Consider the following 21,627-nt stretch of genomic DNA (forward strand, 5'->3'; position numbering starts at 1 on the left):
CTGACTGTTAGTGTGTTGTACAGAATTTAAGGGATGACTAAATACACCCATATCCTGTCGCTTGCGTTTATGGTGCTCGTAGCCGTGCTATTGCAAAGTAGCAATGGTTGGGGGTGGCCGGTTGAAATCGGGAGCTTATCACCAATCTTCGTACTCATTGCAGCCATATCGCTCTATTTGTTTCTGGCAGATGTGTTGGTAACGGCTCAGTTGAATATTACGGCTATTTACAATGGTGACCCTGGAAAATACGGCCAGGAACAACACGGGAAAGCACCCAAGGCGGCTTGGGTCTGGTACCGCCCCCTGGTCCGCACGGTGGCGCTGGTTGCGATATTTCTGTTCCTATTCAATTCGATCAATTCGCACCGTATCCGCCGGGTGGCAGCCCAACCGGGACATAGCCATCCGGCCACTATGAGGCTGAGCTTGACAGCCTATTTCGACGAATGGGTCGCAAGCCGCACCCCAAACCGGGGCGACACCCTTGATGTGTACCTGGTTTCCGGCCAAGGAGGCGGCTCTCGTGCAGCTGTATGGTTTTTTATGGCTATGAACTACCTCGACAGCCTGCAGAGCACTCCTTCGAGCAGGTTTTCAGACCGGGTGTTTTCTATATCAACGGTCTCAGGATCGACATCGGGAGCCGCGATGTTCCTGGCCGACAGATACCTGCAGGTGCCACAGCATGCGGCTTCCGTGGTACCCCGCATGAAAGCAATCTATGGCAAAAACTACCTCAGTAGCTCCTTTTGGGGGGTATTGATCGGCGATAGCTTTGAAGGGGCTAAGCATGAAGTGTTCAATAGACTGACCGGAAAGCAGGGGGCTTCCCCGAAAGACCGGAATTACTATTTCCAGGAAGAGGAGGTAAGTGGTTATACGAATGCAACACCATCGATTACACCTAACGAGATAAACCATTTTTTCAAAGCAGACTACTTAACACCTTATGTGGCTCCTGCGGCGCTGCATCCGGGTTTACCCCTCTTTTTCATCAACAGCGCCATCGTGGAAACGGGAGAACGCGGTGTTTTTTCCCCGGTAGACCTCAATGGGTTCAGCTTAGCCACCGACCTCTACGGTCTTTTCAAACAGCACCACCCCCAATACAACATCCCGTTGATCACATGCGTAAACCAAAGCCAGGCCTTTCCGGTGATCAATGCATACAACTACCTCGACGGCGCCGGCCGGCTGATAGATGGTGGCATCTATGAAAATTCGGGTACGACAACCACGTTAGAAGTTTATGAGACACTGAGACGCCACCTTGCAACCCGCCAAGACACGTCGCATATCATTAGGTTGGTCTGCATCAATATCGTTAACACCAATATGGACACCGCCAAGGATACCGTCCGCTTCCGGCCTGCCTCGGTACTGAACACACTCACTGCAGCCTTCCAAAGCCCATTTGGCGGGCATGAACAATTCAGCTATCGGAATATCATGCGACGGGTATCGGCCCCCGATACGGTTTTTTCATTTACGTTGGACCGGCCTGTACCCCTCACCCGGATGCTGCAGCCCTCGGCTATCGACACGATGTATACAGCGTTGCGTGCGATGGGAACAGATGTATCGCAATCCATTGATAACGCCCATTAAAAGTAGCATTTAATCCGGTCGAGTGGTCTACCCAGTGTAATACCCAATGTCAACTCATGAGTCCCATTTTGCAGTCCGTTGAGAGCGTTAAGCATGTAGTCATAGGAATATCCGATGCGAAGCCTGTCAGTAGCAAAAACCTGCATAACAAAAGTTACTGCATTCATACCGGTCAGCCTATCTCCCGTAAAACGTTGATAATCTCTTCGAAATGCAGAGACACCGGTACGTATCCCACCACCGAGCCACAACCGGTCGCTAAAGATGGTCATTATATTGACATCGATGCTCGGGGGTCCCAAAAAATCGTCTTTATAAAGTATGCTGGGCCGTATTTTCAAGGACTCATCCATGTCGACCAACAGCCCCCCAATAATATACAGATGCCGCCGCCGGCGGATACGGTCTATGGTAGTTTGGTCCCACCTAAAGAGGTTATCGGCATTACTTCCAGAAAGCAGGTCCATCAGTGATGCACCTACATACCATCTAGCACTATGATAGTAAATGCCGAAGCGTACGTCCGGCTTGAAATTACTTATTTTCCCGGTAGGGAGAGCCTGGTCACCTTCATCGAGGACAAAGATCTTGGTGCCATCCAAGCTATATTGAGTAACCCCAGTACCTAAGCCGAAGCTTAGCCGCTGCGTGTCTTCGCGATCTAGCCGAACGCGGTAAGCGTAATTAATATACACCGAGGTGGCGGTTTGTGGGCCGAGTTGGTCGGCCATGACTTGTACGCCGCCACCATGCCGCCGTGCACCATGGAGGTCGAGCAGGCCGTCTATTGATAATAATCCGGTTTGCGGCGCCCCTTCCAGACCTACCCATTGACTACGGAGCCCCAATTGGGCAAATAATTCCTCTTTGTACCCCGCATATGCCGGGTTTACACTCAACGAATTAAAAACATATTGTGTAAACTGAATGTTCTGTTGGCCGTGTGTTTGATGCACCACGCTCCAACACAGCAGTAGAATGCAGCTTTTGAATATTATTTTAGGCAGTCGAATCATATTTTTCTACTGTTTAATAAGCACCCAGCCCTTATGAATTGTCTCTACCCCATCTTTTATAAGGACTAAACGATAATAGTATGTCCCTTCACTCATTCCCTCGGCTCCCCAGTTCTGTTGGTAACCACGGTTGCGATAGACCTCATTCCCCCAGCGATTGAAAATGGTCAAGTCGCCGTTATCGTAGTTCTCCAAACCCTGTATGACAAAGAAATCGTTTTTGCCATCGCCGTTTGGTGTCACTGCATTTGGGATGAGCAGTTCAGCTTGTTTGATGGTCAGCCGTACCGTCGCAAGATCTTTCAACCCGTTTTCATCTATGATTTCGTAGATGAAAGTGTCGTTGCCAACGTATCCGATATCAGATCTATAGGTGATACTACCATCGCTGTTTACGAACACTTCTCCATGCCTTGGCTGTACCACTACGCGCACGCGCCCTACGACGATTGCACTATTCCCCGGCCGGTCATTTTCCAACACTGCCACAGTAAGCCGCCTACCTGAAGGCCCCTCTAGCTCGTCGTCTGTAGCGAGCGGCCCGCGGTTGTTTGTTATCAATTTGGTAAACCAAGTATTGTCCGCGGTTGCCGTCGCTGCCGTCACCCAGTCACGGGCGTGGACTCCTTGGGCAATCCGCTCGGTATTCCCCCCCATCCAGTTGCCGCTACCTGCGTATTGCGTAATCTGCGCGTGTACATCCACATAGGCACTGCCGTTGGTAATGTTATTGTGCTGGAGCATATAGGCGGTGTATACGGCTTCGTCTGCATAGATATGCCATACCCGATCCATACCCGCTTGCGACTGCCCTATCACCGCGGTCGAGCCCGCGTAGTCCTGTACGGCAACATACAAGGTGGTTCCTTTGGCGGGGGATAATATAGCGGGTGTGTAGTCACCTTCTGCTATACCTATAGGGAAGGTAAACGGAAGGGCTGAAGCATAGGTCTTCACAATATGGCCCATAATACTATTATCGGTTACGATCATCCGGTCGCGGTTGTAACCGTGTAGTTCTCCTTCCGGACCGATAAGCAGGTCGTGGCCGTTGAGCAGGATATCACCGTTGTCTACGGCAAATTCGAAGCGACCGTTGAGATGGAGGGCAGCTGCATGCGGCCCATCTTTCGGCAAGTTTGAAGTGTGGTAACCCGGATTGGTGATATCGGCAAGAACAAGGTTGTTGGGGTTTGGTTGACGCATCGTAGGAGATGGTGCCAACGTCCAGTGTGAGCGTGCGCGGCATGCCGTCCTCGCCGGTGTAGGTCAACGCGTGAGCTGCGGCGCCGTACGCCAGGGTGGTGGGCGTCTCCTGCGCCTTCACCACTTCTTCCAGATTGATCACCTGCGTCTCGCCATGCTCATCCAAATAGGTCAACTCGTAAGTGACTGGATTATAGGTGAGCGCCGTGACATCCCCGCCCTCCACCAAGATCCAACGCGCACCATTATTATAGTAGATACCCGGTACGACATCGTTGACGGTAGCCGTATTATAGACCATCATACCGGCACGGTGCTGCGACAATGGTGCCGCGTCACGCACGCCACTCAATTGCACGCGCGCATGTAATAACCCCTTATTCGTGCTTTCCAGCTCCAGTAGGGCATCCTTATCGGGCAATACCACCCCCCCAATGGTATTGTCCCTTATTTTCTGCTGCGCAATAGCAGAAGTCGAAAAAAGGAAAATCAATAACGGTATAAACAGTAGTGGTTTCGTTCTCATAGACAACGTTGATCACAGGATAGAAATAAGCCAACTCCCAAAGCACCCGCTTCTTCTTTCAAAGACAGACACCAAGTGTTTCTTATCAGATTGAAGCTTGAATACTAAAGCCCTTGAAATTTCTCGTAGTTATTATTATGCCAGTCATAAGTAAGTGGTAGATAAGTTGATAAAGATGCAAAGTTTTTTAGAGATATGCCAATAAACAGGGTGTTAATTTTTCATTTCCTTGTCAAAATCCCCCGTTATGAAAGTTGATGGCAGATCCACTGTAAATCGGGGAAAAGTTAACATTGCCTACCTCCGAAAGTTTGGCTACCTTCGCACCGTGGTGCTGGTGATTTACCCCGGTTTAGCAAACTGGAATATCCCCGCTGCTGCTATTCAAGGATATACGCATTTGAAGACGACAATAGCCAAAGTCATATCCACGGTAGGTCACCCCTTTCTGACCGTTCCGCTATTTGCTATTTTCCTGATTTTCAGCATTGAGTCGACCCAAAGGGCGGTATATTTATCGTTATTGATCGTAGGTGGTATATTTTTACCTATCGGACTCAAAACAATCCGTGGTGTAAGGAAGGGCACGTATACCAATCTGGATGTCTCCGACCAAGCTCAGCGTCAAAAATGGTTCGTCACCACAACCGTCCTACTGCTGGCCGTTACCGTAATTGTTTGGGTTACAAACCAAGAATGGACTCTCCGGCTTGCCTTGGCCTGTGCGTTGGTGCTCCTCATTATTGCACAGGTCGTTAACAAGCAGATAAAAGCGTCGATGCACTTAGCCTTCCATGCTTTTTTGGGGTTCCTGATCCTTTCGCTGAACTGGGTGGCGGGGGCATGCTTCTTATTCTTTGCACTGCCGCTGGCGTGGTCGCGTATACACCTGGGGCGCCATATATGGAAAGAGGTGATCGTCGGGATGATATTAGGTTCAGCACTGGGCCTTGCATTTTGGGTACTACACTAAACCAAGCGTTTCACCATCGTCTCGGGAGTGATGGCAAGCCCCCGCGTATTGGTCAGCAAGTTTACCCCGGGCCTTTTACCTTTCTCCAGTGAGCCGAATTCATTGGCAACACCCAGGGAACGGGCACCGTTGATAGTGGCCCATCGGATCGTTTCGGTTAATGGAAGTTCGGGAAAGTATCGGTGGATGGTCTTCAACTCAGACAGGATACATAGGCGGTCGTTAGACGCCAGGCTATCCGTGCCTAATGTGATCGGGTGCCCGGATTGGATGAAATGCCCGACCCTTGGCAGCGTGCCCTCAATGTACAGGTTGGCGTTGGGGCAAAAGCACCATGTGATCTTCCGGCCCTGCTGCTCGACAAAAAATATATCTTTTGCTGCCGTATAAGTATTATGGACCAGCAAAAGCGGTGTATCTACCGAAAGGTAAGGGATAAACGTATGCAAAGAATTTCTAGTCTGCGCCTTGAAATCAGTAATATCCCGCCCCAAGGCTCTGTAAAAGTCCAGAAACTGCCCCTCCTTAGACCGGAACAGCTGATTTTCGGCCTCACTTTCCTGATTATGAATGCTCAGTGGCATTTTGTTCCGGCGGGCTTCCTCGTCGATCAGCTCAAATAACTCCTTGGATACCGAATAAGGCGCGTGCGCGGTAATGGAAGACGCCGATGCATTGAAGTGGTCGGCCACCGTGTGCGCATCGGCCATTTTGCCGGCAGCCAGATGCGGTTCGAACCCCAATACTTCGACAAATGTGTGGTATTTTAGTCGACTAGCCCTTTTCACACCCGCCGAAATCCCGCTATTCGCATGATCTCCCACAGCCACGATTCCATTTTCGTAGAGCTGCTTATCCGCAGCGAGCATGGCGTTGACAACCTCGGTCTCATCAGCTGCGCGCTGTGCCATTACCTGCTGTAAGAATGGTACCAGCCCGGTTTTTTTTGGAATAACCCCTTTCATGTGGGAAAGTTCAAGGTGGCAATGCGCATTTACAAAGCCCGGTATAATAATGCCTTGATGGTTACGGACCGGCTGTTGGGCCACCGCGTCGCTGCCCGGCGGATAGACACCCCGTATGGTACCATCGTCCGCAACTTCGACAATGCCATCCCTGATGGCCTCGCCTGTAACCGGCAACACATATGTCGCTGAAAAAAAAGTGCTCATAGTAGCATGGGCTTAAATATGTGGTTTTTTTTGCGCCCAACCAAGCAATGGAAAAAAATACGCACAAAAAAGCTGTACCTTTGCAGCGTGTGTGCTCTCAAACCCAAGATCGATATACGGGGCCTGACGCTTGAGCAGCTACAAAGCCATATTGTTGCAATGGGCGAACAAGCGTTTAGGGCAAGGCAAATCTATTCGTGGATTTGGCAGAAATCGTGCGTGGATTTTGATGAGATGAGTAACCTGAGCAAATCCCTGCGTGATTTGCTAAAGCAGGCATTTACCATCAATTCCGTACGTGTAAACAAAGAGCAGCGTAGTGCCGACCGCACAATCAAAAGTAGCTTTTCCCTCCACGACGGCAACATCATCGAGGGGGTACTCATTCCTGCCCCCGACCGTATGACAGCCTGCGTAAGTTCCCAAGTGGGCTGTAGCCTTTCGTGCAAGTTTTGCGCTACGGGTTACATGGACCGTAAACGCAACCTGAGGGCCGACGAGATATACGATCAGGTAGTGCTTATCGGCAAGCAGGCACAGGCACATTACGGCCAGCCGCTTACCAACATCGTGTATATGGGGATGGGTGAACCGCTTCTCAATTACAGCAATGTATTGCGTTCTGTCGAGCGCATTACAGCTCCCGATGGACTGAATATGGCTGCGAAACGTATCACCGTTTCTACCGCCGGCATTGCTAAGATGATCAAAAAATTGGGTGATGACGAGGTACGCTTCAATCTAGCACTGTCTTTGCACGCCGCCAACGACAGCAAGCGCAATGAAATTATGCCGATCAATGAGCAGAATTCGCTGCGTGCACTTGCGGAAGCACTCAAATACTATTACGCCAAGACCAAGAATCCGGTCACGTACGAGTACATCGTATTCAATGGGGTAAACGACGGGCTCAAGGATGCAAAAGAACTCGCGGCGTTTTGCAAACACCTGCCCTGCAAGGTTAACATTATTGAGTACAATCCAATTGCCTTTGCTGACTTTGAGAATGCCCCGGAAGACAAAATCGACCGGTTTGCCGATTTCCTCCGCCAGCGTGGGATAACCACCAATATCCGGCGGAGCCGGGGGAAAGACATTGATGCAGCTTGCGGGCAACTGGCCATCAAGGAGACCGCGGCCTCCACAACTTGATCACCTATGCTCTTCAGACGGTATTTCAGCGATTTGGCCTCACTCTTTTTCGCTCAAACCTGCGCAGGTTGTGATACCCCCCTGGTTTATGGCGAAGAGCTCATCTGCACCTCTTGTTGGTACCACCTGCCCCATACCCAGGCCCATGAGAATGTGCAGAATAAGGGGGCTCGCCAACTTTGGGGAAGGGTACCCATCGAAGCCGTTGCGTCCTACTGGTATTTCCGGGACGCATCACGTGTTAAACGGATCATCCATCACCTCAAATACCGTGGCCGCCCCGAAATCGGTACCGCTATCGGGGTCAGGTATGGATTGGTCCTGGCAGACACACCCCCATTCAATTGCGCCGATATCATCGTACCCGTGCCCCTACATCCGAAGAAGCTCCGTGCCCGGGGATACAACCAGAGCGTGTTTTTCGCAAAAGGACTCGCCCGGTCGATGGGATTGCCCATCGCCGAGAATACCATCGTACGGCGCAGGGCCACAGAAAGCCAGACCCATAAAAACCGCTACGAACGGTATGAGAATATGCTGGCGGCATTTGAAGCAAAAGATGCTTTTACGATTGCAGAAAAGCATGTACTGTTGGTTGACGACGTACTGACTACCGGCGCGACACTTGGGGCGTGTGCCAGCGCCTTATTGGAAAACGGGGCCACCCGCTTGAGCGCGGTTACCATTGCCAAGACCCTCTGATAATGGGACATCCTGGTAAATCTGTCCTACCGTATGGCGGTGCACGGGCGGGCATTTACATCCTTTACGGAAAATCCCACAAGATGACATGGAGAGGGCCACAGCGACTCCCGTTAGTGCTAGTTTGACAATCTTATTACGCTTCATAACCTTGCTTTTTGGCCTGTATCGCTGCCTCTACCGCCTCTAGCCGATAGACATTATGTAAAAGCAGGTAGGCAAAAACACCCATGCCGGTTCCCACAACATCCGCAAAGAGATCCCATACCTCGGCCGAACGGTAAGTAAAAATTTTCCATTGCAGGTACTCGGTGAACAACGCAAACAAGCATGAAAACACAACCACCTTGATGGAAATATGCCACGATGGCCGGAAAGAACCGGTTTGCCGTATCGCCCCGTAATACAACAATACCGTGAAGACAAAGAAAAAGCCGGTATGTACCAGTTTATCTATCCCCGGAAACTTCGGGACACCGTCCGTGGCTGCCGATGGCAGACTACAAAGTATTAAAACCACTATCGCCCACAGCACTGCCCATATATAATGTTTCATATATCTCTCCGTTTGCTCGCTAACGAGCTATTATAATGCCAAAAAGAAACGACACCCGCCATCCTTGGGCAGGTGTCGCTTCCGGGCAAGGCCGCCGTACTATACCGCTACCTGTGCCTCGTAATCGGCAGCCGAGAGCAGTCCCTCAACGTCGGCAGGGTTATCCAGTTTCACGCGGACAAGCCATCCTTCCCCATACGGATCCTGGTTGACAAGTTCCGGCGAGCCGTCTATCTTTTCGTTAACCTCCAATACGGTGGCCGTAACGGGCATAAACAGATCCGATACCGTCTTTACTGCTTCGACGGTGCCGAACACCTCATCTTGGGCCACCTCGTTACCAACGGTATCAACATCGATGAATACGATATCGCCAAGCTCGCGCTGGGCAAAATCAGTAATCCCAATGATGGCTTCTTCACCCGATACACGGATCCATTCATGGTCTTTCGTGTATTTTAAGTCTTTAGGAAAAGTCATTTAAATACGATTTACTTAGAATTTCATGCATACATCAACACCGTAGCAGGCCAAACACAGCCTACACCGGTAAAATTACCTCTCCAAACTTAGATAAAATTGCTTTTATACACAATACAAAAGCAATTTTATCGGTTTTACACCCCCACAACCCGTCATGCAAAACAACAAAATACATATCTTTAGGGCATTATGAACGTATATGTCGATCAGCTGCATAAAATTGCGAACAAGTCCAGGCGGGTCGTCGTTGGCCTGATGTCAGGCACATCGCTCGATGGATTGGACATTGCCCTTTGCCACATCTCGGGTGCCGGTCGCGACACCGAACTCGAACTCCTACGGTTTGAAACCAAGGGGTACACCGACAGCTTTCGCGAGCAAATACGGCAAGTATTTGCTAAACGGGCCGTCGACCAGCAAGTCCTCTGCGGACTCCATGCACTTATCGGCCAAACCCACGGCATGCTGGTAAACGAGGCGCTCCAAGAATGGGGTATATCGCGGAGCGATGTGGACCTCATCGCCAGCCACGGTCAGACGGTATTCCATGCACCGCAATCGCTTACGGGTACCAACGACTATCCAAATAGTACGCTGCAGTTGGGCGACGGCGACCACCTAGCCGTAACCACGGGCATCATTACGATCTCCGATTTCAGGCAAAAACACCTCGCCGCCGGTGGTGAGGGCGCACCTTTGGCGGCCTATGGCGATTACCTCCTCTTCTCAGACATGCGCGAAACGCGCGTGTTGCTCAATATCGGCGGCATTGCCAATTTCACACTTCTCCCCCCTCCTGAAGGTAACGGCAACCCGTGCTTTGCCACGGATGTCGGTCCGGGCAACACACTCATGAACCAGTACATGCTCGCGCATTTAGGTGAAGAAATGGACCGGGATGCACGTGTAGCGGCAACCGGCACAGTTAACAAGCCCTTGCTCGATGCGCTACTCAGCCATGGCTTTTTCGAGATACCCTTTCCGAAAACCACCGGACCGGAACTATTTAACCTAGCGTACCTCACCGATGCCCAACGGGCTACCGGGACCGAGGGGCTCTCCGTACCCGACGTGATGGCTACCCTGTCAGCATTCACTGCGGCGGCTATCGTCACAGCCATCCGGCAGGCAGTACAGGCATACCCTACCTCCCATGTCTATATCAGTGGTGGCGGACTGCATAACCCCCTATTGGTTGAGCAGCTAACAAATGGTCTTGGAGGTATCGCAGTTTCGCCTTTCGGCGAACTGGGACTTTTACCCGATGCTAAAGAAGCGGCACTTTTTGCGGTGTTGGCTAATGAGACCGTGGCCGGCAAAGCCTCCGATGTATCAGTCATTTTAGACTCCCCTGCCGTATGTATGGGGAAAATAAGTTTCCCCGCCTAGCTTATTCGTCGCCGAGGGCCTCGTGGAGAAACAGCTTGAAGTCATACATCCGGCGGTAAGCTTGCAGAACGCGCTCCAGCCCATCCACACCCTGCAACTCTTCATCTGCAAACGACTCGTATGCGGTGAAGCTCTTGAGTTTGAGCCAAAAGATGTAGGGGTTGTCTTCTCCGTATCCGGCCGGTGGCCTTTTCAGTGTATCTTTCGTATCCACCACGCAATGTTTTTTGAAGATCGGATCATTCACGATTTCCATCAACCGGGCACCGTTATAGTCAATTTCTTGCCTAATCGCTGCCAGGTGATCCTTCTCGGGCCGCCAGTATCCCGCTGCCGCAAAACTATTGCCCGGTTGGATATGTATGTAATATTCGGGGCCATCCAGCTTACGGCCAGCCGTGGAAATTCCGGCACCTAGCCAGGTCTTATATGGCGTTTTATCCTTGCTGAACCGGGTATCACGGTAAATTCGGAATACGCATTTGGATACCGGGATATCGACCGATATGTAGCGGTCCCACTGTGCAAGGCCGTCAATCAGTCCGGCAGTGAACTCCTTCATGTTTTGCCATGCTCGGTCATACTGGTTACGGTGTTCTTGAAACCATTCCCTATCGTTGTTTTCTTTGATCTCCGCCAGGAAGCCAAACGTTTCGGCATGTATATTGGATTGCATGATGCGTTGTGTATGTTGCCAAATCAATGTATCAACTCGAGGAACACGAGTGTCGCGGGAGCTGCAAACAGCAGTCCGTCAAAACGGTCTAGCAAGCCACCGTGTCCGGGCAGCACAGCGCCCGAGTCTTTCACATGGTGGCTGCGTTTCAACATGGACTCCACCAGGTCGCCGAACGTGCCGAACAACGAAACGACAAGCGCTATCCCCACCCACTGCCAGCTTGGCAACACCGGTAAATAATGGGCCAATATCAGAGAGACCGCTACGGCCAGCAATGCCCCTCCAACAAACCCCTCCCACGTCTTATTGGGTGAAATCCGCTCGAACAGCCTATGCCTGCCGAAAAATTTACCTATCAGGTATGCTCCGGTATCGTTACCCCAAAGGGTTAGCATAAATCCCAGCGGTAGCCGATAGTCGAACGTACCAGTGATAAAACCCAGCGAAAAAAAAGCCACGAAAGGCAATGTCACGTAGACACTGCCAAGTAATGTGTAAGCAATGCCAACGAATGGTTTCTCATCCTTCTGATAAAGAGGAACGACAAAGACTGCGATAACAATAACGTTGATGAGGAGCAAGTAATGCGAGGCAAAACCAAACAACCGATACCCTGCGAACAATCCAAATCCGATTACCGCCAACAGCAGCCCCAAGAGCCTGTTTGGTTTACAGATGCCATCGCTGATGATACCGTAAAATTCGTTTAGGCAATAGGTAGCCAGTAAAATAAAAAAGACCGCGAACACATAGCCCCCCAATAACATAGAAGCCACCATGACAATCACAAAAAAGAGGGCGGTAAGGGCTCGTATTTTCATTGCAATTACTACTGTTCGCTGTCGTTATTCTCGATTTCTGACATCAGGCCCCTTGCTGTCGCCTCTTCTGATTCGTGTACATAAAGCTCTATTTGGCCAAATCTGTAAGATGAGTCCTGTTTGTTCATGATCACTGCCAACAACCCGTGTTCGTCAAGCATCTGTTTGGTAATCTCAGCCTGGACGGGATTAGTGGTGACAAAAAGTTTAACCCAGTTTTTTTCCATGGAGTCGAGTGTTTTTTTCCGTAGCCGTTTTAACGTATTGGGAGAGCAATACAGCGGTAAGTACAAAGCTAACAAAATAAAGATACCAAGGGATTTGTTCGCCAAAGTCCATGTCGTCGAGTGACCTTCCGTGGCGCTGAAGATAAAATGCGGATATCACCGCCGTAGCATTGTTAATGAAATGGGCCAGTACAGGCAGCCAGATGTTCTTACCCCAAAGCAGTAAATAACCGAATAACGCACCCAGCAACATCCGCGGCAAAAACCCATAAAACTGAAGATGGATGGCACTGAATACAATGGCGGTAACCCAGATTGCCAGGTGCGGATTGCGGAACCACCGCATAAGGATGCCCTGTACGCAACCACGGAACAAGAACTCCTCACCGATAGCCGCTATAACAGCTACCACAAGCAGGTTTGCGAAGAGCCCCCAATAGGTCGTATCAGACAGGAATATACGGGTAATCCGCTCAAGCTCGGCCTCTTTATCCTGCATCCAATTTTCCAGACCCGATAAGGCCTCGGGCAATACCAAGCGCTCGTTGAGCTTAATGGCTTGTTCGAAAATAGGTGCGGAAAAAAACATGATGCCGATGATTATAAACCACAATTGCGGGTTCACCGGTGTTTTAAAATCGAGGTATTTATAGCGGTGCCTCTCGACAACCCCCATCATCAGTGCCGGAAAAACAAACATGCCGATGCTGGAGCCGGCTTGGATGATTTTCAGGAAATTAGCATTGGATATATTGCCTGTCAAAAGCCCTTCGAGGTTACTGACACCGGCCGAACTGTTCGTTACCGCCAGTCCGATAAATACGGAGAGCACGCCAAATACGATTGCTCCGGCGAAAACAAGGGCCAATAGCAAAACCAACGAGGTGATGGGGTGGTTCTCTCCCGGTTGCCGGGTACCGTCCCGGAACACATGATGCTCGGTCATTGGGCGTACTTTAATTCGGGGATGAAGATACGGATTGCGGCCGAAACTCGGAAACAGGAGATGGATTTAGCATATCGACAGCTCCTTTTCGATCCCCAACGCCGTCAGTCCCCGACCAATCGGATGCGGATTGTTTCTACCGCTTGCTGCATCGTCCAGCGTGGAATACGCAATTCGATCCGCTTTAACCCCTTAATTTGCCGGTCTAAAGCCAGTGGTGCCGGATCCAACGATATGACAGAGAACCGGAGACCGGGGTGAGATAGGTTTTCAATACGAAGGGATTTGCCATCCTGTATCAACAGCGCGCCATCATGTTGGATAACCACATCTGCCGTAGTCATTAACTGCCAGGTCACTTCTTCTGTTTCGTCGGACGGGGAAATCTGGTCCTCTATCAATAAGGAGGTCGGACCATCTTTCACAAACCTACGTTGGGCCGAAGTCAATAAGCCCCCGAATGCGGGGGTGAGGTTTATCGTTGCTTCTGGTATGGCACCATCTTTAAAATCAGTAATGGTAGCCATGCCATCCACCCGGTGGAACTGGTCGTTTACGGTGATGGTACTATGGCCAAAGTTGTTTTTAGTTAGCAATGTCCACCGTTGGCTATCCTGATTTCTTCCCCAAAGTTTAAAACCCGTTCTTTCAAGGCTTTCATAGTCTTGATTCCCCGGGTCAACAACCCATCGGACACCATTTAATTCGAACACAAACGATCCGCCGTCCATATTGCCATGATTTACGGTGCCCCGTCCGCCCTTCCCTCCAAAATAGTACCTATGGACATCATTGGAGCCCCCGGTAAAAAACACCACTGGATTGGATCCATCCCCTTTCCAGGCTGCGGGGATGCCTTTCCCCTCCTTTTCCTCGAATTGGGCAAGCCATACCAGTCCGGCCCCGGCAAGCCTTGAAAGCTGGCGCATATCAGCTATCGGCCTTAGGAATCTTTCCCTTTCGAAATAAATGGCGTTCCCTGTACGTTTCGCAAACCATGCCAATACGATATCGCCGTTGGGGTCCCGCCGGTCGCCGCAATCCGCAAAGTTATAATACATATCCGAAGGAGCGTTCGTCAACACCCTGAACGTGGCACTTTCGAGGAAGCCGGGGAAATCACCATATCCAAAGTCTGTTCCGAAAGCACTCTCCAGCATGGCAATAGTTATCACAGAGAAACCAGTGCCATAGCCCCAATAGGTAGACCCCTCCGGGTAAACACCATCTGGCATATATTCATCGAGCGCATGGGGAAGGCCGTCAAGGGCCCGCTGAAGTGTCTTGACAGCCAATCCCGGGTCCCGTTCTGCGATTGCGATGGATGCGGCAATCATTCCGCCGTTGCAGACCTGATTCCAATTATTGTTGCCATAAGCCCACGACGGATTCTTGTCGCCGGCGGGCCAGCTGGGCTTAATCCCCTTCTCAATAAGCGCGTGTTCGGCCTCCTCAATAGTTGCTTTCGGCAGGGCTCCCGCCGTCCAATCGAGTGCAAGAGCGACTGCCATGGCCATCTCTCCCACGTCCAGGTAATGTGAAGGGTTCCAATCTGAAAATCGGCATACGGCCAATACTTCATCATTGATACGCTTTAGCACGGCCGGATCCTTTTCAATACGGTATACCATGCCCAGCATATTCACCCGGCGCAGCATCTCCCGCGACACCGAAAGCAGTCGCCTTCCAATTTGCTTGCGTTCAAGCAACGATTCGCTTAAAATTGCAGTGGCATCCCGTTGGATAGCCTTATACATGTTTTGTACAACCGGATTGACTTTCAATTGTTGCTTAAGCTGTTTCTCGATATCCCGGTTCAACACCAACCGCGGTTGTGCTTTACGCAGGTGCCTTTTTAAGTATGCGGCACTAATCGGATTTTGTAGCTTCGGATTGTATTCAGCGTCTGTCTGTGCATCCACAGTACCGGTAAGGGTGGCGACCGACAACAAAAAAACAAATACACGAAGGAGGGCGCGCTGTGTCATGGCATTCATATCTTTTGCATTTTAGCGGGCTAACAAGTCTCTGTATCGCATCAACGCTTCAACATAATAATAGTCGGCATACGACAGGGGTACATCAATTTCGCTGTTGCCCGGAAAGTGCCCGGTAGAATGCATCAACAGGAACCCCCCGTTTGTGCCAATATCCGCTTTATATGCGGGCGATGAAAGGCTGGTGAGGATATGTTCGGCTGCCCGGAGATAACGTTTGCGTTCCTTGCCTTTAACCATACCAGATAGTTCAAGTAACGCCGATGCCGTGATAGCAGCAGCAGATGCATCCCGTGGAACATCGGGGCCGGAAACGCTATAGTCCCAATAAGGGATACCGTCTTCGGGGAGGTTGGGTTGATTTAACATGAATGCAGCAATTTTTCGGGCTTGATTCAGGTATGCCTTATCTTGGGTATCCCGATACATCATGGTGTATCCGTAAAGACCCCACGCTTGCCCGCGTGCCCAAGCAGATTCATGGTCAGCGCCCTGGTGGGTGTGCTTGTTGCGCACTGCCCCAGTTTCGGGGTCATAGTCGATAACATGGTAGGAGCTATTATCGGCTCGGAAATGGTTTTTCAGTGTAGTATTGGCATGCTTCTTCGAAATATCGATGTATTTCGGGTTCCCGGAGACACGCGATGCCCAATTCAGGAATTCGAGGTTCATCATATTGTCGATAATGACCGGGAATTTCCATTTGTCGCCATTGTGGTCCCAAGAGCGGATGCTCCCCACCGTTGGATTAAAGCGGGACGCCAGAGATTCGGCACCTGTAAGCAGTACGCTCTCATAGTCTTTGTTTCCGGTGAGCCGCAGCGCATTGCCGAAACTGCAATAGAGCATGAAACCGAGGTCGTGGGTCCTTTTGTTGTCTTTTTCCTTTTCCAATAGCTGAAGCCGCTTTTCCGCTTCCAGCAAGAGGTCGGCTTCTTGGCTATATTCATAGAGGTATAACAACGTGCTGGGGTAGAAGCCTGAAATCCAGGAATTACTTTTGGCCGTAACCAGATTGCCGGTGGCTTTATCGATGGTACGGGGCAGCACACCTTCTGGCACCTTTTCTATTAACGTCCTGTATTGTTCCACGGCGTCGTTCAGGTTTTTACTCACAAATGCATCTGTTAAGGCTAACCGCCCCTGCTGAGCATTCAGTGGTGCACCCATAGCAAGGGCTAGTCCAAGCCCCAGCATCTTTTTCATTGTTTGTTTGTATATCATGTTATTATTTATTTGCGTTATAAGAGGCTTCCCATACTTTAGGCTGAAACCGGTTACCAAATGACGAATATATCCTTTATAAAACAACTTCCAATTGAAGCGATTTACCAGCGAGCGCACCCTGCGGAAGTGGCACGGTGACCGTCGTACCACGCCCGGCAGGTAATTCAAGGCGGAGTACGATATTCTCGAGCTTACGTGTAGGGTCCGCTATCGTGATATGCCTCATCCCATTTTCTCCAGACTTGACCATGAACAACCCCGGTTCATTGGTGATGAGGCGAACTCCGTTTGGAAAGACCACATCGCCGGGCTCGTAAAACACGGCGTAATCGACACCCAGTTGCATATTTGACACCGCCTGCAGGGCTGTGGTGTTACTCACTATCTCTACCGGCAGCTTCTGTGCATAGGCCTTGGTTGCTGCCGCATCTTTGGCTGGCAGCACGATGTATGCATAGCCGGCGTCCTTTGGCCGCATACCGTGATCAATCGTCAGCGTGAATATATTTTGTGTAATAGGCTCGTCATTGGCGCTAGCCTGATGGGTGATGCTCCGCCAGGTGCCGGTGGACTCCCCTTGGCGCACCCAAATACGACTTGCATCAGGAATGACGTAACCGATGCTGTCGTGGTTAATCCATACCGGACCTTCAATCTGCTGCGCTCGTCCGCCCGTTTCCTGTACATCGTTTACCCAGACCGGGCCATATAGTAAGGACTGGTTCAACGTTGTCATTACGGGCTGTGGCATGGTTGAGGTAATACCGGCGCCAAGACAAACAATTTCATCATCAAAGAAAAACCACGATTTATGGGCTCTCAATCCGGAATGGGGGCTAAGCAGGTCAAAAGTAGTTGCCCCGTACTCGCCGTCAGACACGCCACCAACGAACGCTGTGGTACCTTTCTTCACCATATCTTGCCAACGCGGGAACGTGTCGACCTGCACAGTGGTAGTGCCGGGGATTTTCCTCCAATCCCACGACGGATAAATGTTGAAGTACTCTCGGCCAGTCCGGGAAATAAATTGGCTGCCGTCTGCGTAGAAATGATTCTTCAAGCCCTCCTCATTATAGGGAGCTTCGATGTTGTTTGAACGGTTGGAGTACATCCGTACCGAGGCGAAATAGTGTGGCCGTTGGTGGGAATGATAATGGGAGAACCAGAAATACTGGTTGCTACGCAGATTGGGATGCTCCAATTCGTTCCTGCGGTAATCGCTAACATGCGTTAATAATCGGGCGGTATAGTCACGTGAATAGGCTCCCGAAGTTCTTTTTCTCGACACATCCCGATTCTTGATCCCCGGGTCGTCGAATCGACCGAATGGCATAGCTTTGCGCATTCCATCAAGGTAATAGTCGATTACCAGCTCGGTCGCTCGGGGCTCAAATGCAAACTGCGTACCACGAACCACATCTGCCCAATAAGCGAAGGCGTTAGCGTACCCACGCCCATAAGACAGCGTGGAGGGCACGCCGTCTGTTCGGTGGTGAAAGCTCATGTCGGGCTTGATGCCACGATCTTCCGTGATATAAATTTGATCCGCCATGGTTTTTATGGCGTTTGCAAAAGCGGCTGTATCCTGCCGCACCAATTCGGTCACGGCCTTAATGGCGGCCATTTTGATAAAATCGCCTCCGGGCCTGGCACCAAATGTATCAAAATTGGAGCGCGCCGCAATAGCCAACCCCTGGGCAAGCTCATCGTCGTCCAACTCGCCGCCCATCAACAATAAGATATCTGCCATAGCGTCCGGCGTACCGATTTCATTCCACCACCAGTTTTCACAACGATAGTCTTTCAGTAACCAATGATGCAGGGCTGTTTTAAATACCTTCAGCAATTGCGCGTTGTCTGTATAAGGGCTTCCCGCTTGGCGGTATGCCTTAGCCATGGTCAATAGATTTGCCAGATGTACATGGTGCTCGAAACCGGTCCTGCTGGTGTCTCGATAGTTGATTGCCGGCCATGTGCCATCACTGGCCATGGTGGTCATAATCCGCGTTACCTCTTCGGCATTCACGGTGCTATTGAGTAAGGTTTCCGTCAACCGGCTGCGAATCACCCCGAAATCATCTTCAGCAGGTTGTGCATAAACCTGTAATCCCAGTAGCAGGCCGAGACAAAAAAGCCAGACCCTCTTCCCGGTGTTTGACACGGTAACCCCTATAGTAGTGCCGCGATTGTTGTCGAAGAAATGTCCAAGTATCGGAATCATAATTGCGGTATATCTATTACGTTCCCATTTAAATTAATCGTGACCGGCTTATTGTTGAAGATGGAATACCCCTCTTTGTCCTCTAGCTGCATCCATGCGGAACCAGGGGTGCCCGCTGCCGTGATTCTCACGCCGTCATAAGCAATATCGGTTCCTTCGCCCAGGTACAATTGCTCCAGGACTCCATTCACATCAAGCGAAATAACTCCAAAAAAACCGGAAAAACTGAAATTGTCTCCCGTTACGGCAGCGGCCGAATCATTCCCCTGGAAAATTAGTTGTTTGGAACCATCCGCGTGCTGCACCTGAATCACGGTGCTCTCACCATTGCACAATTCAGTAATTTTCTCCACCGATATTATTGTCCCACCCCCTTCAACCATCGATGGTTCATACACGCATATAAAGGGTTCGTTCCACGCCTCCTTTTCGGAGCGGATGGCGAACAGTGGCAACCGTTTATTGGCATACTGACGGCCAGCCGTTTTCACGGCCGGTGACGTTGCCCTGTAATAGGTTTTGCTGGACTCCGGGAAAAAGACGTGCATAAACACCTCATTCCCTTCCCTATTTTTAGCCTGAAACACCCCTTTAAAATTCCCCCCGACATTTTCGGCGGTTTCTACATCCGAGAAAAACCTGAACCCGGGGTAATCGTCTCCCGATAAGGGGTATTCGGTCGGTTTGGTGCCCAAGGCGTTGCCCTCCAAGCCAGAAAAGATAAACGTATCGCCTATGTTGTGATATATGTAATCGTTGGATATTTCATTATCCGACCGATAGATATCGATATAATAACCGGTGGAATCGGAAGTTCTTACGATGCCCATCGTGCGAAGCTGATTTGTCTCCGTCGAACGATCCACATACCGGGTATCGGTGAAGGAATGGAATGGCGAAACACCGCTATCTCCCGGCATGGGTTCCATGGCCGCTAGTTCCACTTGTCCTATATTTTTCTTACCCGCCCCCCCACTAAAAGGCGTCGAAGCAGATCTGCCCGCCGCAATCACCGTATTATGGGCTGCCCACTGGCTAAAATAGTTCTGGTGTAAATAGTGCTCATAATTCGGTCCGATCCCGGCGTCTATTCCCATGACTTCCCCCCGTCCGTAGAGCTCCATGGCCATGCCATTGCAATGATTGTGGTTGTAGCTTGCGCCTTGTACCCCGTACATAAGGCCATTTTCTTCGTCTGTGCCATTCCGCTGCAGGTAAAACCGTGCAAAATCCAGCTCCGCACTCCTCGGCCATGAATAGGGTTCGCTCTCCGCTTCGGGGAAATCCGACAAATACGTGAGCATCCCCAAGATACCCGAACTGCTGCGTTTATACAGCCCCCTCCCAACAAGTGTGTTCATCGCCGCCATCATGCCCGACACTTCCGGCCGATTGTACTTGGTAGCTATCACCAGTCCTATTTCCAATGTCTCGGGACTTTGAAATGCGCGCCCCGTGTCACCGAATGCCGAAACATACAGGTTCGGAAACGAATACTTCAACATGGCGTACGTCGCATCAAAAAGCTCAGGATACTTTTGGAATACAGGATATCCATTCTTCTCCAAAGCAAAGGCCGCTTTAATGAGATTGGAGACGGGGAAATTATGATACCCGCCGGGTTCTTTCCAGTGTCCATCGGGGGTTAGCCAATCTTTTACTGTAGTAGCGAGGCTCAACCGGCCACAGGCCCCATTGATGGTATCCTTTTCGAGTACAAACTGGAGGTAATAATCACGCTTTTCTGTGTCGTCGAGATTTAACGTTGCATACACCAATGTTGAACTCACCGCGGCATACCAGTTATTATTCCAAAACCCCCTAAATGTCAATGTGGAGGCGAATTTCTCAAAAACGTTCTGATACCAGCCCAATTCATACCCTTTTTCTTTCAGAAACGGATATAGAAAATCGTATGCAAGGATCAGGCTCTGGTATGCATTGTCGCCAAGTGTCTGGATATCTAAAAACCCGGTCCGGCATGCTCCTACGATAGGCTCTTGGTAAGATGCGCCTCTCGCCCATTGGTTTAAAATATCAGCCGCGAATTTGGCATAACTTTCATCTCCTTTCAGCCAATAAATAATAGCAGCACTCAGGGCCAGGTCATTTATTTCACCGTTGATCTGCGATATGAACTGCCCTGGGTCGATAAAATCCTTCTTGTTCGTTTCCGTATTTAGCGCCCACATAAATGATGACGTATCATTGGGCACCAGTTCTCCAATAGATGGCCTGATATAAGGGGCTCCGCTTTCCGTAACGGGGCTCCTTTTATGTGTGGAAACACGGACGGTCGGCACTGGTGCATCGCCTGAGTATCCCACGAGAAAATGCCCGGTGCCATTATCATACGCATGGGTATACCGCTTGCCTTCCGCCCGGTTCATCAAGTACCTGCTTAATATCCATTCGGGATCGTCCTGATGGCGTATAACGTAGGGGGTCACCGCATTATAATGCTCCATGAATATAGAGGCCGCCCAGTCGTTCTTTTCTATTTTTTCAAGAATAGATTCCTTCTCCGCATTATTTACCAGTATATGGGGGTGGACTTCCCTACTCCATGCACAAAAATTGAATAAGGAAACATTCAAAATAAAAAAGACTACGATTGCCCTGTTCATCATTCAGCAAATTAATTCTTCCTCTACTAACATAAGTAAACTGTACCGGCGTCCTGTCGGTACAGTTTTAGTGCATTCCAGACCATTTGGTTTGCA

General features: G+C 50.3%; 19 protein-coding genes. 5 read left to right on the top strand and 14 right to left on the bottom strand.

Translation table 11 applies throughout. The annotated features are described in order from the left end of the window. The first annotated feature begins 33 nt into the window (after window positions 1-33). A complete protein-coding gene (locus NGM62_RS18095; RefSeq protein WP_262249698.1) occupies window positions 34-1,611 on the top strand; it encodes a hypothetical protein in 1,578 nt (525 codons plus the stop codon). Here the strand turns inward: NGM62_RS18095 and NGM62_RS18100 are convergent. Genes NGM62_RS18100 through NGM62_RS18110 form a run of 3 tightly spaced genes read right to left on the bottom strand, consistent with a single transcriptional unit; the run spans window position 1,608 to window position 4,359 of the window. Beyond that, entirely contained in the window at window positions 1,608-2,627 is a 1,020-nt protein-coding gene (locus NGM62_RS18100; RefSeq protein WP_262249699.1) for a PorP/SprF family type IX secretion system membrane protein, read from the bottom strand. The two genes, NGM62_RS18095 and NGM62_RS18100, sit on opposite strands and share 4 nt — an antisense overlap. Window positions 2,628-2,633: 6 nt before the next feature. Further along, complete coding sequence (locus NGM62_RS18105; protein WP_262249700.1) at window positions 2,634-3,764, bottom strand: T9SS type B sorting domain-containing protein; 1,131 nt, start codon at window positions 3,762-3,764, stop codon at window positions 2,634-2,636. Continuing rightward, window positions 3,691-4,359, bottom strand: coding sequence for a hypothetical protein (locus NGM62_RS18110; RefSeq protein WP_262249701.1), 669 nt, complete (start codon window positions 4,357-4,359; stop codon window positions 3,691-3,693). Before NGM62_RS18110 ends, NGM62_RS18105 begins: the two co-directional genes overlap by 74 nt. A gap of 247 nt (window positions 4,360-4,606) precedes the next feature. On the opposite strand from NGM62_RS18110, the gene NGM62_RS18115 reads away from it, so the two are divergent. Continuing rightward, on the top strand, window positions 4,607-5,332 hold the full coding sequence (locus NGM62_RS18115; RefSeq protein ID WP_262249702.1) for a hypothetical protein: 726 nt from the start codon (window positions 4,607-4,609) through the stop codon (window positions 5,330-5,332). Here NGM62_RS18115 and NGM62_RS18120 read toward each other — a convergent pair. Next, complete coding sequence (locus tag NGM62_RS18120) at window positions 5,329-6,504, bottom strand: amidohydrolase family protein (RefSeq protein WP_262249703.1); 1,176 nt, start codon at window positions 6,502-6,504, stop codon at window positions 5,329-5,331. The two genes, NGM62_RS18115 and NGM62_RS18120, sit on opposite strands and share 4 nt — an antisense overlap. 87 nt (window positions 6,505-6,591) lie before the next feature. Between NGM62_RS18120 and rlmN the strand changes: the two genes are divergently transcribed. Beyond that, window positions 6,592-7,656, top strand: a complete 1,065-nt coding sequence (gene rlmN, locus NGM62_RS18125) for a 23S rRNA (adenine(2503)-C(2))-methyltransferase RlmN (RefSeq protein WP_262249704.1) — start codon at window positions 6,592-6,594, stop codon at window positions 7,654-7,656. Between the two features lie 6 nt (window positions 7,657-7,662). After that, a complete protein-coding gene (locus NGM62_RS18130) occupies window positions 7,663-8,358 on the top strand; it encodes a ComF family protein (protein ID WP_262249705.1) in 696 nt (231 codons plus the stop codon). Between the two features lie 136 nt (window positions 8,359-8,494). On the opposite strand, the gene NGM62_RS18135 is transcribed toward NGM62_RS18130, so the two are convergent. Then, a complete protein-coding gene (locus NGM62_RS18135) occupies window positions 8,495-8,914 on the bottom strand; it encodes a VanZ family protein (RefSeq protein WP_262249706.1) in 420 nt (139 codons plus the stop codon). Window positions 8,915-9,013: 99 nt separating this feature from the next. Further along, window positions 9,014-9,394, bottom strand: a complete 381-nt coding sequence (gcvH, locus tag NGM62_RS18140) for a glycine cleavage system protein GcvH (protein WP_262249707.1) — start codon at window positions 9,392-9,394, stop codon at window positions 9,014-9,016. Window positions 9,395-9,586: 192 nt separating this feature from the next. On the opposite strand from gcvH, the gene NGM62_RS18145 reads away from it, so the two are divergent. Continuing rightward, entirely contained in the window at window positions 9,587-10,786 is a 1,200-nt protein-coding gene (locus tag NGM62_RS18145) for an anhydro-N-acetylmuramic acid kinase (RefSeq protein ID WP_262249708.1), read from the top strand. A gap of 1 nt (window position 10,787) precedes the next feature. Here NGM62_RS18145 and NGM62_RS18150 read toward each other — a convergent pair whose 3' ends face one another. The 8 genes from NGM62_RS18150 to NGM62_RS18185 form a co-directional block, all read right to left on the bottom strand. After that, a complete protein-coding gene (locus tag NGM62_RS18150) occupies window positions 10,788-11,462 on the bottom strand; it encodes a DUF2461 domain-containing protein (protein WP_262249709.1) in 675 nt (224 codons plus the stop codon). 23 nt (window positions 11,463-11,485) lie between these two features. Next, window positions 11,486-12,286, bottom strand: coding sequence for a phosphatidate cytidylyltransferase (locus tag NGM62_RS18155; protein WP_262249710.1), 801 nt, complete (start codon window positions 12,284-12,286; stop codon window positions 11,486-11,488). Between the two features lie 8 nt (window positions 12,287-12,294). Next, entirely contained in the window at window positions 12,295-12,513 is a 219-nt protein-coding gene (locus tag NGM62_RS18160) for a putative signal transducing protein (protein ID WP_262249711.1), read from the bottom strand. Then, window positions 12,494-13,459, bottom strand: a complete 966-nt coding sequence (locus NGM62_RS18165) for a CPBP family intramembrane glutamic endopeptidase (RefSeq protein ID WP_262249712.1) — start codon at window positions 13,457-13,459, stop codon at window positions 12,494-12,496. Before NGM62_RS18165 ends, NGM62_RS18160 begins: the two co-directional genes overlap by 20 nt. Before the next feature lie 104 nt (window positions 13,460-13,563). Continuing rightward, complete coding sequence (locus tag NGM62_RS18170; protein ID WP_262249713.1) at window positions 13,564-15,456, bottom strand: heparinase II/III-family protein; 1,893 nt, start codon at window positions 15,454-15,456, stop codon at window positions 13,564-13,566. Between the two features lie 12 nt (window positions 15,457-15,468). After that, window positions 15,469-16,662 (bottom strand): glycoside hydrolase family 88 protein, encoded by a 1,194-nt coding sequence (locus tag NGM62_RS18175; protein ID WP_262249714.1) that lies wholly within the window; start codon window positions 16,660-16,662, stop codon window positions 15,469-15,471. Window positions 16,663-16,756: 94 nt separating this feature from the next. Further along, entirely contained in the window at window positions 16,757-18,904 is a 2,148-nt protein-coding gene (locus NGM62_RS18180; RefSeq protein ID WP_262249715.1) for a polysaccharide lyase family 8 super-sandwich domain-containing protein, read from the bottom strand. Beyond that, window positions 18,901-21,534, bottom strand: coding sequence for a heparinase II/III domain-containing protein (locus tag NGM62_RS18185; protein WP_262249716.1), 2,634 nt, complete (start codon window positions 21,532-21,534; stop codon window positions 18,901-18,903). The genes NGM62_RS18180 and NGM62_RS18185 overlap by 4 nt, the downstream gene beginning before the upstream one ends. Window positions 21,535-21,627: the final 93 nt, after the last annotated feature.

This window comes from Parapedobacter soli (assembly GCF_025460835.1).
Taxonomy (GTDB): Bacteria; Bacteroidota; Bacteroidia; order Sphingobacteriales; family Sphingobacteriaceae; genus Parapedobacter; species Parapedobacter soli.

Bases quoted from the DNA above. Each gene is read 5' to 3' on its own strand.
- NGM62_RS18160 (WP_262249711.1), bottom strand. From the start codon at position 12,513: ATGGAAAAAAACTGGGTTAAACTTTTTGTCACCACTAATCCCGTCCAG.
- NGM62_RS18170 (WP_262249713.1), bottom strand. From the start codon at position 15,456: ATGAATGCCATGACACAGCGCGCCCTCCTTCGTGTATTTGTTTTTTTG.
- NGM62_RS18180 (WP_262249715.1), bottom strand. From the start codon at position 18,904: ATGATTCCGATACTTGGACATTTCTTCGACAACAATCGCGGCACTACT.
- NGM62_RS18110 (WP_262249701.1), bottom strand. From the start codon at position 4,359: ATGAGAACGAAACCACTACTGTTTATACCGTTATTGATTTTCCTTTTT.
- NGM62_RS18130 (WP_262249705.1), top strand. From the start codon at position 7,663: ATGCTCTTCAGACGGTATTTCAGCGATTTGGCCTCACTCTTTTTCGCT.
- NGM62_RS18100 (WP_262249699.1), bottom strand. From the start codon at position 2,627: ATGATTCGACTGCCTAAAATAATATTCAAAAGCTGCATTCTACTGCTG.
- gcvH (WP_262249707.1), bottom strand. From the start codon at position 9,394: ATGACTTTTCCTAAAGACTTAAAATACACGAAAGACCATGAATGGATC.
- NGM62_RS18120 (WP_262249703.1), bottom strand. From the start codon at position 6,504: ATGAGCACTTTTTTTTCAGCGACATATGTGTTGCCGGTTACAGGCGAG.
- NGM62_RS18185 (WP_262249716.1), bottom strand. From the start codon at position 21,534: ATGATGAACAGGGCAATCGTAGTCTTTTTTATTTTGAATGTTTCCTTA.
- NGM62_RS18150 (WP_262249709.1), bottom strand. From the start codon at position 11,462: ATGCAATCCAATATACATGCCGAAACGTTTGGCTTCCTGGCGGAGATC.
- NGM62_RS18165 (WP_262249712.1), bottom strand. From the start codon at position 13,459: ATGACCGAGCATCATGTGTTCCGGGACGGTACCCGGCAACCGGGAGAG.
- NGM62_RS18155 (WP_262249710.1), bottom strand. From the start codon at position 12,286: ATGAAAATACGAGCCCTTACCGCCCTCTTTTTTGTGATTGTCATGGTG.
- NGM62_RS18115 (WP_262249702.1), top strand. From the start codon at position 4,607: ATGAAAGTTGATGGCAGATCCACTGTAAATCGGGGAAAAGTTAACATT.
- NGM62_RS18095 (WP_262249698.1), top strand. From the start codon at position 34: ATGACTAAATACACCCATATCCTGTCGCTTGCGTTTATGGTGCTCGTA.
- NGM62_RS18145 (WP_262249708.1), top strand. From the start codon at position 9,587: ATGAACGTATATGTCGATCAGCTGCATAAAATTGCGAACAAGTCCAGG.
- NGM62_RS18175 (WP_262249714.1), bottom strand. From the start codon at position 16,662: ATGAAAAAGATGCTGGGGCTTGGACTAGCCCTTGCTATGGGTGCACCA.
- NGM62_RS18135 (WP_262249706.1), bottom strand. From the start codon at position 8,914: ATGAAACATTATATATGGGCAGTGCTGTGGGCGATAGTGGTTTTAATA.